A 14,579-nucleotide genomic window follows, 5' to 3' on the forward strand; every position below is an offset into this window, starting at 1 on the left:
AAACTTACTTTAGTGCCTTTTCAACCACTGGGTAGTGATCCCATACCTGTTTGTCGCTTAAAGAACGAACCAGTTTAACGTATTCTGCATGCGTCCACGCAAGTGGTGTGGCAGAGTTAGTGCCCTCGCCGAGTTGATAGCCGGCTTTGTTATTACCCACGCCGTCCCATACTTGCTCAGGTAGCATCATGCCTTCGTTAGCAAACTGCTCTAACCCTTTCACATACGTGTTTTTAATGGCTTGTTGTTTGTCTGCGTTTAACGATTGCGTGGCATTGGCTGCAGCAATTTCGTAATGACCTCGCTCGCCTGTAAAGAACGGCCAAACACGACCACGTTGCCCTGGGGTATTTTGCCCACCTTCGGCGTAGTTTGTGCCAGTTACTTCATCTTCGCCGTAACCGTCGTTACCATAGCGGCGAAAGCCTGGGAATGAACCGCTGCCATCACTAAAGTTAAAGCTGTACTTAACTTGTAAATTATCGGCTAACGTTTCATCGTCATATTCTGGCAATGTTTTTACGATACTTGGCGCGAGTGCATCACGCACACCGTAGCGTACTAGCTCTAAAAAGCCACCGTCTAAAATTTGCTTTTTATTAAAGCCTTCACGGCCATTATTGGCGTTAATTTTAGTGTTTGAATTGGCGTCTTTGTCTTGGCCAATACGAATAAAATACTCACCGTCTGAATTGCTTGATTCTAAATTACCAGCAGTAGTAAACATAATGTTTTCAATATCGCTGTTGTAACTTTTGGCGGTTTCAAGGTAACGCTTTGCGTTTTTGTCATCGCCAGCGAGTGTTGCAATATCAGCCGCAGTGATAAGGCCTGCAACAACCGCTGCGGTAGTTGAAGGTGAGTATCCTTCTTGCTCTTCCCAGCGCTCTTGCTGAGTAGCTGGCGGCGTAATTTGCATATCGTTCCACAAAATTTTGGCGCGCCCACCGTCTACCAAAAAGTCAGCAGCAGGTTTTAACATGCGCCCGTACCAATCAGTGAGCTCTGCATCAGTTAATACATCGGCTTGGTGCAGTTTCCATGCAAGCATAATAGGCATGGCGGTTTGGTCAAGCTGTACGCCCACCCATTCAAGCTCGCCATCAACATGTGTTTTTTGTAAGAACCAGCCTGTGTCGCCATTGTTGCCTGGAGTTTTGGCGTTTACTTGTACTTTTTCAAGGTATTCAAATGCGGTTTTAGCTGTGGCATTATCGCCCATTGCCATAAAGGCCATAGCGACTTGGTAAAAGTCACGCACCCAAACCGCTTTATAACCTGTTGACCCTGTTTTAGCTGAGACCGTTTCGCCCCATGGGTTTGATAAAGACGCAATTAAGGCGCCTGCATGGGTTTTGTCTTCTTGCGCTTTTAAAACCAGTGCACTGGTATAAAGTAGCTTACCGTTATCAGCTGTTTGCCCCGTCATGGTATTAAGCGGCTTAAGGCTTTGTAAGTAATCTTGCCAACCTAATGCCTCGCCTTTACCATTGTAGTTATCAAGTACTTGCTGATAGCCCCGATTTAAACTCGCTTTACCTTCTTTAAAGCTCGATTGCTCGTTGTTACCAAAGCTTAGGGTTAAATCAAACTGGCTGTTTTTGCCAATCTCACCCAGCTCTGCAAGCAAGCTTACGTTACCTGATTGCTCACCTGTGTTTGTATATACATTAGTTAGTTGCTGTGAGTTTTTAAGCTCATTTAGGCCATCGCTTTTGCCCGTAAAACCAACACTGGTCTGTTTAAACGGTTTTGCGCCTTGCAGTGATAAATAATTATCGCCCTGCCAAGCAACTACTCCTTGCTCAGTTGTTTTTGCAAAGTCATCAAGGCCGTTGTTATCAATATATGGGTTAACACTTACATACGCTTTTACGCCATCGAGCTCGGTATTAAAAATACTACGTACAAATAACGTTTGCCCGTCTGGATCGGTGAATATGTGTTTTTCTAGGCTAAATCGACCTTGCTTATCTGTGCTAGTTACTTTGTAAGCCAGTGATAGTGGACGCCCTGCTTCATCTTTGTATAAATAGTCAATGGTTACATCAAGGTCGTCGGTTTCTGTAACAGTAAAGTCTTTGCCAACCACAACAAATTGCATGTCTTTAATTTGGGCTTGGTGAATTAGACCAAACATGGTTTCTGTGATCATGCCTTTTGCTATTGAAAACCATACTTTTGAGACCGTACCGGTTGCCGCAGTGTCGCTGTAAGCACCGTTTTGGTATTGCTCAAATGAGGTACCAATACCCGTTTTGCCTGAATATGCCCAAAATGGTTCAGCACCTGGTGCGCCTGGCGCTGTAAGTTGCTGAGTTATCACTGACGTACTTGTTTGTTCTGAACTACAGGCTGTTAAACCAAGCATAAGTAAACTTGTGGTAATGATGTTATATTTTTTCATTTTTAACCCTTAAATTTTCTTTATTTCTAAAATTGTTCGCTAAGTGGTTTACTGCGTATGTTTAACTCGCATAACAGCAAGGGCTGCTAATACAAACGACACTGCGCCTAGTACCAATGCGTAAATAGGTTGATTTGCAAAGAAATGACGTAAAATTAGGCCTAATACGCTGGCAGCGAGTAATTGTGGTATCACTATAAAGAAGTTAAAAATCCCCATATATACACCCATTTTGTGGCTCGGCACTGACGTACTTAACATGGCATAAGGCAGTGATAAAATAGACGCCCACGCAAAGCCAACGCCTACCATTGGCCAAATAAGCAATGTTGGATCTTTGATGACTATAAAACTAACTAACCCTAGCGCCCCTAATACCAAGTTGATGGCATGCGCGAGCTTTAAACCCACACGCTTTACGATGATCGGGATACATAACGCAGCAATTGCGGCAAAACCATTGTAAGCAGCAAACAAAATACCAACCCAATCCGCGCCATTATTGTACGCCACAGAGCTAGTGTCGCTGCTACCGTAATGAAAGCTTGTTACCGCTGACGTGGTATAAATCCACATTGCAAACAGTGCAAACCAACTAAAGAATTGCACCCAGGCCAGTTGCTTCATCGCCTTTGGCATAGTGAATACGTCGTTTACCACTTGGTAAAAACCGCCTGATGTGGCTTGCTTGGCTTTAAGTAGACCCGCAATAAATTGAATAATACCAAAGCTCACCAAGCCACCAGCTAGGAGGTACAGCTCTTTTTCAAGATTAAGCCCCGTGACAAGGCCAAGTACCACTAAACCAAGCACAGTAAAAACAATCCCGCCTTTGTTGAAATTAACCGTGTTGTGAGTAAGCGTTTCAGGGTCATTACTGCTGTCTTGCTCGTTGAACTTCGCTAATTGCTCAGGGGAATACTCTTTTGTTGTGAGGATGGTCCAACCAACAGCGATAAGTAAAATTACACCGCCAAAATAAAATGAATACTTTACCGAATCAGGTATTTGCCCTGCTGGTGCAGTATTGGCTATATCAAACCAATTGGTCATCATCCATGGAAGTGCTGATGCCACTACCGCACCTACCCCAATAAAAAAGCTTTGCATGGCATAGCCAGTCGCGCGTTGTTTTTTTGGTAGATTATCGCCCACTAAGGCACGAAATGGTTCCATCGTGACATTGATTGAAGCATCCATGATCCATAACATACCCGCTGCAATCCAAAGCGTTGGTGAGTTTGGCATGATAAATAAAGAAAGCGTAGTCAGTATGGCGCCATACAAAAAGAACGGACGACGACGACCTAGTTTACCCCAGGTTTTATCACTCCAGTAGCCAATTATTGGCTGCACAATCAAACCTGTTAGTGGTGCTGCTACCCATAAAATAGGAATATCATCAACGTTGGCTCCGAGGGTTTGAAATATTCGGCTGACATTACCGTTTTGCAGTGCAAAACCAAATTGAATGCCTAAAAAGCCAAAGCACATATTCCATATTTGCCAAAAACTTAAATCTGGTTTGTTATCTTTCATTATGTGCTCCAGTAGTGAGAACTGCACTGCTAAGCGCATCTAACGTTAGACTAATGTGTGCTTTTTCGGGGGTGATCGCGACTAATGCGGTTTGGTTTGCTTCAAGTAAATCAAGTAATTTGAACGTGCCTTGCTTATCATCAATCAGCGTACTCAGAGGTAGCTCAATCGTGGTGGCTGTTTGAGTATCTGCAAAATTGCTAACAACCCAAATTTGTTGCTGACCAATGCGTCGACTAAATGCAGCAACCTGATCACTGCCCTTTACGGTTAACGGTTGCATATCACCAGCAACAACTGCCGGGTGCTTACTCAATGCCATTACCGATTTATAATATTCACGTAATTGGCTTTGCTCAGTGGTTAATGCGCCGCCATCAAACTTACCGTTATTCATCCACGCTTGATGCGCGGGGACGCCAATATAATCAAAAATACTGGTACGCGTTGGCTTACCAAAGCCTGCATCTTCTGAGCCGTCCTCGCCCACATCTTGACCAAAATACAACAATGTAGGTGCACGACTAATCAAGTGCGATACTACCAGTGCCGGTTTGCCTTTGGCTGCACTGCCCGCAAAGTCTGGGCTGGCGATACGTTGTTCGTCATGGTTTTCTAAAAAATGCAGCATGTGTTTTTCAATATCAGCCACTTTTTGCTGTGGTGCAAAAATGCTGTTTGCCGCTTGTTTACCTTGCATAACGCCTTTTAAGGTGTCGTAAAAACCTACTTTGTCGTAAAGGTAGTCCATTTTGCCTTGCTGAATATAAGGACGATACAAAGTCGGGTTGTATACCTCTGCTAACAAAAATGCGTTTGGGTTATGCATTTTGATAGACGAGTTTAAAAAGCTCCAAAACTCTACAGGCACCATTTCGGCCATGTCATAACGAAAACCATCTACGCCTTTATCAAGCCAATACAACGTAATATCACGGAATTTATACCAACTATTTGGCAAATCTTTATCTTGCCAAAATTCAAAATGAGCGCGTAAGTCTTTGTTCGCATAATCGCTTGGTAACGTTGGAAAATCGTAACTGCCATCTGGCTTTACGCCGTAGTTCACTTTTACTGTTTCGTACCAATCGTTTATATCTGGTTTAGCTGCACGTGCGCCGTTTCCCGTCCACTTAGCAGGTGTTTCATCAAATAAGTTATCTGCTAATGGATGCGGGTTACCATCGAGTACTTGGTAGCCTTCGCTGGTCGGTACTTGAAACGACTGCCCTGTTACATAGTAAAAGTTATTATCGCGAGTATATTCTACGCTGGTGTCATCTTGCTCACCAAAGTCTTTTACCCCAGCAGGCTTTGCTGTTGAGTGATAATCTCGCGCAACATGGTTTGGTACTATATCAATAATTACCTTCATGCCATGTTGATGGGTGCGCTCAATCAACGCTGAAAACTCTTCAAGGCGTCGCTCAGGGTTGATTGCTAAATCAGGATTTACATCGTAATAGTCTTTAATCGCATAGGGTGAGCCTGCACGCCCTTTTACTACATCTGGGTCATCTTGACTAATACCATACTGGCTATAATCGCCCACCAATGCGTGATGCAAGACACCGGTATACCAAATGTGAGTGGTTCCAAGCTCTTTAATGCCCGATAAGGCTGCATTATTAAAGTCACTAAACGTGCCTACACCATTTTGCTCTTTAGTGCCCCATGGCACATTCGCAGTCTGTGTATTACCAAATAAACGTGTAAAGACTTGGTATACAACCGGCTTGGTGTGCTCATTTACATGTTGCTTTGGCGCTGGTTCATCTGTTTTTGTGTCGGGCTGTTCAGAGCAACCCGCTAACAGCAAACTACTGGCAAGTAACCAAGAGCCATACTTAATTGTGCTTGTTGTGTGTGTTGTCATAATCTTCTTATTTAATCAGAAGGCTTAACAAGAGTTCATTAAGCCGTCATTTTATTTTACCTATGATACTAATGTGAACAGCCGCTGACTGACAGCACTTGCATACGTATTCACCCTATTCAATCACCAATACCAGAGCACTCATTGCAGGGATTGAGATGGGCTTGTTTAACCTGACTGCTTGCTTTGTAAAAAGAGCCTGCGCTTGCTTTTTACCTGCAAGTACTTCATTCATGTAGTCCAGTGACCACGATTTGGTCTGCGTATTTTTGTTTAAAAGTACGAGTACGGTTTGTTGCTCGCTTATTCTGGCATAACTATATACGCCATTTTTAGGGCTGAAATGAGTGAGTTTACCTTTGCTTAACGCGGGGCTATTTTTTCTAAAGTTTAGCAATGTGGTGATAGTTTGCTGCATTTCAATTTGATCGCTATTTAAGCCTTGGCCCGTGAACGCGTTCGCTTTTTGCCCTTCAAATCCTCCTGGAAAATCGATGCGTATATCACCATGGTCGTTACTACCCGTGTTATCGAGCAGTATTTCTGTACCGTAATACATTTGCGCAATTCCCCGAGTCGTTAACAGCAAGGTCATCGCCATTTTTGTTTTGGCAAGATCTTGCCCAAGTTCTGTGTATACGCGGCTCATATCATGGTTATCCGCAAACACAAGTAAGTTATCAGGGTTGGGGTATAAAAAGTCATTCGCCAGTGACTGGTACACTTTCACCCAGCCCGTATTCCAGCTTTCTTGTTCATTAAGCGCTTGAATAACTGACTCTTGCAATGCAAAGTCCATCACACTGGGTAAACTCGATGTATACCCATCATTATTCACTTTGCCTGCTTGCCAATAAGACGCAATAGCTGGGTTGGATGTCCACTCCTCGCCTACGATATTAAAGGCAGGGTATTCGGTCATGATTGCTTTAGTCCAATCGGCTAAAAATGCCTTGTCGGAATAGGAATAGGTATCCACCCTAATCCCACTTAAGTCAGCATATTCAATCCACCAAATCGCATTTTGAATAAGGTAGGTTGCTAATAAAGGCTGGCGTTGATTTAAATCTGGCATGGTTGATACAAACCAACCATCATTAAACTGTCGCTTATCGAACTCACTTGCGTGTGGGTCTTGGATCGTTTGACGTGCGTGACTAGTGGCATTTTTACCGTCTGCAAATTCGCCATTGAAGTTAATCCAATCTGACGTTGGTTTATCTGTCATCCACACATGCTCTGAGCCAAAATGGTTCAGCACTAAGTCCATCACTAAACCGATACCATGTTGCTTCGCATTAGATGATAATTCCCTATAAAGTTCATTCGAGCCCATACGTGGATCTATAGTGTAAAAATCGGTAATGGCGTAGCCATGGTATGAATAACTGGGCATATCGTTTTCAAGCGGCGGGGTTAGCCATAATTGCGTAACACCCAACTCATCTAAGTAGGGTAGCGCGTTAATAATACCTTGAATGTCACCTCCGTGGCGCCCGCCACGTTCTGCTGGTTTGGCAGCTTCTTTCATACCTTTGACGGTATCGTTACTCGTATCGCCATTGGCAAAACGATCTGGGTTAATTAAGTAGATTGTATCGCCGCTATCAAACCCTTGACGTTCTGCGCTTTGCTTGTTGCGTGCTAATAGCGGGTATTTAAATTGATCGCCTGCTTGATTTTTAAAAAGTAAGTTGCCCGGCTTGGCACTTGGGCTAATATCAAGATCTATAAATAAATAATTTGCGTTATCCGTTTTGGTAATGCCTTTTAACTTAACGCCCGGGTATGGCACGAGTTGCCAGTGTTGTTTTGCAACCTCATTTTCATGCAGCATAATTTGTAATGTGCTGTTTTGCATGCCAACCCACCAGTTTTCTGGCGAAATAGATAACGCATTGGCGCTCAAAGTTGTGCCCAAGCAGGCTGTTATAAAGGTGCTTGCGATAAATTTGCGGAGAGTCTTTTTCATCTTAATTATTTTTCATCCGTAGTAAAAAGTCACTGTGACTAGGAAGTTGCTCAACAGTGCCGTTAATTAACGTTTTTAAGCTGCTAAATAACTCGCTGAGTTGGTCATCACTTAATGCACTTGCAAGTGCAGAATAGTCGTTTGCTTCAAGCCCTTGCCCTATCATCACCTGTTGCCAAGCGATTTGCGCAAACAGCTCGTCATCTTCACGTATAATTTTGCCAGTCGCTTTAAATAAATCGATTTTCTTTTGCAGTGAATCTGGAATACTCATTTGCTTACATTGACGCCAAAAAGCGCTGTCGGTCCGTTCGGTTAATTTGTAATGCAGAATAATGAAATCACGAATGCGTTCAATTTCAGTTTGGCTTTGTTGGTTAAATGTCTCGACTAAGCTGTCATCAATTCCGTTATGTGGAAAAAGCTTAATTAAACGAATAGCCGCGGTTTGGATTAAATGAATACTGGTTGATTCTAACGGCTCTAAAAACCCGCTTGATAAACCCACAGACACCACATTTTTATGCCACTGTTTACGACGACGCCCTGTTTTAAATCGAATAACTCTCGGCTCAGTAATAGGCTCGCCAGGAAGATTTTCTAATAATCGTTGTTTTGCCTGTTCATCAGTAATGTGACGGCTTGAAAACACCAAGCCATTACCAACTCGGTGCTGTAGTGGTATTTGCCACTGCCAACCAGCATCGTGCGCAATAGAACGGGTATAAGGCACAGGCTCAGCTGCTCTTTTTGTTTGTACTGCAATAGCGCTATCGCAAGGGAGCCAATGAGACCAATCTTCAAAGCCTGTATTGAGGGTTTGTTCAATCAACAAAGCGCGCAGCCCAGTACAATCGATAAATAAGTCACCGGTAACTGTTTGGCCATCTTCAAGTGCAAGCGCCGTAATAAAGCCTGTGTTTTGACATTGCTCAACTTGGGCTATTTTACCTTCAATTCGGTTAACGCCCCGTGATATTGAAAGCGATTTTAAATACTCGCCATACAGTGTGGCATCAAAATGATAGGCGTAATTTAAACCGGTCAATTGTGTGTTAGGTATGTGTTGAAGATGAGTAAACTTATGCTGTTTTGCAGCTTGGTAGTTAAGGGAGAAATCCCAAAAATCAGAGGCTGTGCCTTGCTGTTTGGCTCTTAACCAAAAATGATAAAATTCACAAAACGGAAAGTCTTTGCCAATATCGCCAAAAGCATGCATGTATGCGTGCTTTTGTGAACGCCAGTTTTCAAATTCGATCCCCAATTTAATGGTTGCTTGAGTTGCTTTAATAAACTCGTTTTCTCGAATACCTAGCGCGGCATTTAAATGAAGAATGGGCGGTATACTCGCCTCGCCTACGCCCACGGTGCCAATGTGATCTGATTCAACAAGGGTAATGTTAACAACTTTGCCGAGCACTTTATTAAGTAGCGCTGCGGTGATCCACCCAGCAGTACCACCACCCGCTATTACCACGTCTTTTATTTGTTTATTTTTCATAGCCCCTGCTCCACTTGTTTTTGCTTAAGTGTAGTCGATATAAAAAAGCCCTTGTAAAACAATTCACAAGGGCTTTTCAACGCTAAAGATTATTATAGCTTGTAACTAAAGCCTAACAAGAATGTACGACCGTAGTCTTGGTAATCACGTACTTGCAGTGCATTGTCACCTTGTAGTGTGGTGAACGGTTCTTCAGTAATATTTTGTACTTGGAATGTCACATTTAAGCCTTCTAGGCTTTCGACACCAGCTTCACCAAAGTCATAGCCAATTTGTGCATCCCAAATTGTTTCGCCTTCAATATCAACCTGAGTAGCGGCAAGACCTAAACCATTCACGTTACCTTTAAAGTCACTACGTTTACGCATGCTGGTACGTGCTTGGAAGCCGTTACGCTCAAAGTACACTGTCAGGCTATCAATTTGGTCAGATAAACCAACAAGTTCGTATGGTTGACCGTTTTGATTTTCAACATCTTGTTCAATACCAGTGTGACTAGCAATTAAACCAAAGCCATCTAGTGACGAGTGAAACATGTTAAATGGTAACGCCAGTGAAAGCTCGTAACCCCACAGGTCACCGCCGCCGCCATTGACTTTACCAGAACCTGAACCTGTGGAGCTTGCTGGTATTTCGCCGGTTGCTGGGTTTGCAACACCTGACATGTCAACTTCGTAATTACCGTCAAATATCCATTGCGTGATGTCTTTATAGAAAACTGCAGCAGAGAAATAACCTTCGGCATTAAAGTAGTTTTCATAACTTACATCGAAACCTGTGGCTTCTTTTGGTTCAAGCTTAGGGTTACCGCCTGAAATATTCCAGAAATTACCGTTATCATCTGGCTGTTGCGAGTAAGATGCATTAATCGACGAATTCATGTCATTTAATAGCGCACGAGAAATAGTTTTTGCTGCACCAAAACGCACCGTTTGCTCTTCATCAATTGCGAAAGATAAGTTAAGGCTCGGTAAAATATGGCTGTAATCATGGCTAACATCTGTAGGTGATACTACCACTAAACCGTCTACCGTGTTTGCTGCTGAGCCTTGTGAAGACTGTTCAGTCTTAACATAGCGCACACCAATGTTACCTGTTACAGGGATTGAACCAAGTTCAGCATTTATATCAGCTTGCGCGAAGAATGCTGTTACCTTTTCTTGCACTGTCCACGATTGCGTTTTGTGTTTTTGGTCTGTTAGGCTCTCTTGCAATAGGTCATAGTAACCGTCATTCACAAGCCCTCTTGTGTCATAAGCAATCATGTCGCCCATGCCGATAAAATCAAGACTGGCTGAACCTAAACGGTATTGCTCAGGCACTGACATCATGCCAGGGTTTGACAATGAAAAGTCTTTCAATGTTAAGAAATAACCTTCAGACAGTTTTGACTTTTCACGATCACGGTATGACATACCAAATTTAATGGTGCTTACATATGCGTTATCAAGCATCTTACTGGCAGCAAGCTTAAGGGTTGTCAGCTCATCATTGATTTTTGGCGCGTTAATAAAGCCATCTTGTGCTGTATTCTGGTATGGCGTGTCAGTTAAACCATACTTGTCATTAAGTGCGGCACTTGCACCCCATGATAATGGTCCACCTAATTGCATTAAGCTATAGTCACTGTAATCTAACTCATGTGAAAACTGTGCACCTGTGTTTCCGCCGTCAAACGCATAACCAATGTTGTCAGCTACACCATTAGCATCACCGCGACCTGTGCCTGAATAACTTTCAATACTCCACAACTGACGCTCTACTTCTGAGCGGCTTATATCAAACTCAGTGCTCCAGTCATCGTTTAGGTCATATTTAACATTAAAACCAAATTGCGTTAAATCTGCTTTTCTTTCTTGGTGATCGTTACGAACAACAACTCGTTGTCCTTGCGTTAATGCACTTGTGATAAAACCTGTTTCTGCGTCAACGGTTGTTGAAGCTGGGTCAATTGAACCTTGGCCCCATGCAAATGGAACTTCAATACCACGTAGGATTTGTTCATCTGAGAAATCAATGTATAACGCGTCAAACGTCATGTTTAAGCGATCTGTTGGTGCAGCTTCAAGTACTAACATGGCTGAATCACGTTCAAGCGTTGAAGAACGTACATACGGTTTTGCACCACCGAGGATAGAATATGATTGACCATCATCGCCAGTAAAATCAGGGTAACCCCATGAGTTCCAACGCTTCTCTTGGTTTGGTGAACTCATTTTGTTATAAGCAAATGCAACACCGAACGTATCATCTGCAAACTGGTCAATGTATGAAACCGTGCCACGATAACCTTGATCATCGCCGTCTGGGTTTAGCTTATCAAAGCCTGTTTGCTCTAGCTGACCATTAAACATGATGACTCGCTCACCTTTACTTAAAGGTTTTACGGTTTGCATGTCGATTACACCAGCAATACCTTCTGCCTCAATGCTCGCGCTTGGTGTTTTATATACGGTTACACCGCTCATTATTTCTGATGGGTAAAGGTCAAACTCAACGCCACGGTTATCACCAATCGACACTTGCTCACGACCATTAAAGGTTGTTGCACTTTCGTTTTCGCTGAAACCACGCACACTAACACGGCTAGCACGACCATCAAGGCGCTGCGCCGTTAAACCCGGTAAGCGAGCAATTGATTCTGCAATCGACGAATCTGGTAATTTACCGATATCTTCTGCAGAGATAGATTCAACTACTTCTGATGAAAAACGCTTTGTATTGATTGATTCAACAACACTGCCACGAAAACCTTTAATTTCTATGACTTCGACATCATTATTTGCTGTTGATTGCTCTTCTTGTGCGTATGAAGCGAAACTGCTAATACCTGCTGTTGCAAGTGCAATTGTTAATATACTTGGTTTGAACATAGACATGATGTTTTCCCGTTACCCATATTTTGTATTACCAACGTTATTCACTGCTTGTGATAGAAGCGAGCGACTCATTGGCTGATTTTGTTGTCAGGATGAATATTAACGCTCGCCTTATTTTATTAACAACTTTATGCATACGTATTCAGGTTAGTGCAAAACCACTTCTTTTAACAAAAATTTCACAAAAATCAAGTCAACACATTGTTTTTATGGGAATAAAAAATAAATATAATGGTGCAGCCTAAATAAAAACTAATTTCCTCGTTCTGAATCCCTTGTGCCTGCTAGATGAACACCTAAGGCATTCATTTCCAACAAAGTCGCTTATTAGTCGACTTACGCAGCCCGAACATTTTAACCACAGCTAATTGGTAAGACCATTTCTTTTTGCACCAACAACTAGCAAACCCTTTTAAAATCGCACCAAGTTGGAAATGCCCTATTGTTAATAGTTTTATTTAACAAATTGGTAAGTTTTCACAAAACATTAATATGTCTCTTTTAATTATGAAATTTAAGTGCGCTTACTTGCACACTTTGAATCTATTTACCATGCATACGTATGCAGTCTTTTTACACTCTTGTGACCTTCACGTATGCTTTTTAAAAATAACGTGGCGAAGTAGTAGCCACATATAAGATTGACGTAATCACTACGACAAATGTGGTGAAGCAGCATTGTCACGATGGAGAAAAGCATGGCTCAGCAGCAATGGTATAAAGGCGCAGTTATTTATCAAGTCTACCCGCGCAGTTTTCAAGATACCAATGGCGATGGAATTGGTGATTTAAAAGGGATCATCTCTCGAATTGACTACATTAAAAGTTTAGGTGTTGATGCTATTTGGATCTCACCATTCTTTAAATCCCCAATGAAAGATTTTGGCTATGATATAAGTGATTATCGTGACATTGACCCTTTGTTTGGTGATTTAAATGACTTTGATGAGTTAATTGCTCAAGCCCACCAGCGTGATATCAAAATCATTATTGACCAAGTATTAAGCCACACGTCAGATCAACATCAATGGTTTTTAGACAGCCGTGAAGATAAAAACAATGACAAATCTGATTGGTACGTATGGGCCGATTCAAAGCCAGACGGTACTCAACCAAATAATTGGTTAAGCATTTTTGGTGGACCTGCTTGGCAGTGGGAGCCTCGTCGCGGGCAATACTATTTACATAACTTTTTAACAGAGCAACCTGACTTAAATTTCCATAATCCAGATGTACGCAAAGCAGTACTGGATAACGTTGAGTTTTGGCTTAAAAAAGGTGTTGATGGTTTTCGTTTAGATGCCATTAACTTTTGCTATCACGATGCGCAGCTTCGTGATAACCCAGCTAAACCACCTGAAAAACGCCAAGGTCGTGGTTTTAGTGAGGATAATCCGTACGCATTTCAATATCATGACTACAACAACACCCAGCCTGAAAATATTAGCTTTATGCAGGATATTCGTGCCTTACTTAACAAATACCCTGGTACTGTGTCGTTAGGTGAAATATCTTCTGAAGACTCACTCGCCACTATGGCTCAATACACAGCTGGCGGCGATAAGCTGCACATGGGTTACAGTTTTGAACTACTGACTAATGACTACAGCAGCGAGTACATTCGCACAACAGTTAAAACACTTGAAGAACGCATGACTGAAGGCTGGCCATGCTGGGCGTTCAGTAATCATGATGTTGAGCGTGTAGCAAGTCGCTGGAGCAGCGACAACAGCATCAACCCCTCACAATGTAAAATGTTGAGCGCCCTACTTGCATCGTTGCGTGGTAGTGTCTGCATGTACCAAGGTGAAGAGTTAGGCCTTGGCGAAGCCAATGTTGCGTTTGAAGACTTACAAGACCCATACGGCATTACCTTTTGGCCAAACTTTAAAGGCCGTGATGGCTGTCGTACACCGATGCCTTGGCATAACGACAACTGTGAGCAAGCTGGTTTTTCAACGACAAAACCTTGGTTACCTGTCGATGCAAACCATAAACGCCAAGCGGTTAATGAGCAAGATACAAATGCAGATTCTATTTTGAACGCATTTCGTGAGTTTATGGCGTGGCGTAAAACGCAGGTTGTGTTGCTAGAAGGTGATATTGAGTTTATTGATACACCTGAACCAGTGCTAGCGTTCTATCGTCGATTGGAAGGTAAAACAATGCTGTGCGTATTTAACTTAGCAGCCAGCACTGAAACATTAACGCTGAGCAACACGATAATAAACTCACATGAACAGCTTAGCCATCATAATGCAACTGTAACCGACAAGCGCTTAACCCTGCCCGGTTTTGGCTGTTTTTATGCTGACGTAAACTAGCTTCTAAACATTCCCCTGATAAAAAGCCCTGATTTTATCAGGGCTTTTTATTTGCTCATAGTGTCTTGTCCTGAAATGTGT

The 14,579-nt window shown here is 42.6% G+C and carries 7 protein-coding genes; 1 reads left to right on the top strand and 6 read right to left on the bottom strand.

Annotated features, from left to right (window positions below; all coding sequences use genetic code 11):
• Nucleotides 1–4: 4 nt before the first annotated feature.
• The 6 genes from CSC79_RS04105 to CSC79_RS04130 all read right to left on the bottom strand — a co-directional run bounded on the left by CSC79_RS04105 (nucleotide 5) and on the right by CSC79_RS04130 (nucleotide 12,174).
• Nucleotides 5–2,407, bottom strand: coding sequence for a glycoside hydrolase family 15 protein (locus CSC79_RS04105; RefSeq protein ID WP_099294333.1), 2,403 nt, complete (start codon nucleotides 2,405–2,407; stop codon nucleotides 5–7).
• 48 nt (nucleotides 2,408–2,455) lie between these two features.
• Nucleotides 2,456–3,946, bottom strand: coding sequence for an MFS transporter (locus CSC79_RS04110; protein WP_099294336.1), 1,491 nt, complete (start codon nucleotides 3,944–3,946; stop codon nucleotides 2,456–2,458).
• Nucleotides 3,936–5,822: an alpha-amylase family protein gene (locus CSC79_RS04115; protein ID WP_099294339.1), complete on the bottom strand. Its 1,887-nt coding sequence runs from the start codon at nucleotides 5,820–5,822 to the stop codon at nucleotides 3,936–3,938. The genes CSC79_RS04110 and CSC79_RS04115 overlap by 11 nt, the downstream gene beginning before the upstream one ends.
• Before the next feature lie 115 nt (nucleotides 5,823–5,937).
• Nucleotides 5,938–7,794 carry a glycoside hydrolase family 13 protein gene (locus CSC79_RS04120; RefSeq protein WP_099294341.1) on the bottom strand — a complete coding sequence of 619 codons (1,857 nt, stop codon included), beginning with the start codon at nucleotides 7,792–7,794 and terminating at the stop codon, nucleotides 5,938–5,940.
• 1 nt (nucleotide 7,795) lies between these two features.
• A complete protein-coding gene (locus CSC79_RS04125) occupies nucleotides 7,796–9,295 on the bottom strand; it encodes a tryptophan halogenase family protein (protein ID WP_099294343.1) in 1,500 nt (499 codons plus the stop codon).
• A gap of 92 nt (nucleotides 9,296–9,387) precedes the next feature.
• Entirely contained in the window at nucleotides 9,388–12,174 is a 2,787-nt protein-coding gene (locus tag CSC79_RS04130; RefSeq protein WP_099294345.1) for a TonB-dependent receptor, read from the bottom strand.
• A 698-nt stretch (nucleotides 12,175–12,872) separates the two neighbouring features.
• Here CSC79_RS04130 and CSC79_RS04135 point away from each other — a divergent pair.
• Nucleotides 12,873–14,498 carry an alpha-glucosidase family protein gene (locus CSC79_RS04135; RefSeq protein ID WP_099294347.1) on the top strand — a complete coding sequence of 542 codons (1,626 nt, stop codon included), beginning with the start codon at nucleotides 12,873–12,875 and terminating at the stop codon, nucleotides 14,496–14,498.
• Nucleotides 14,499–14,579: the final 81 nt, after the last annotated feature.

Origin of the sequence: Pseudoalteromonas sp. 3D05, from assembly GCF_002723455.1 — a bacterium.
Classification (GTDB): Bacteria; Pseudomonadota; Gammaproteobacteria; order Enterobacterales; family Alteromonadaceae; genus Pseudoalteromonas.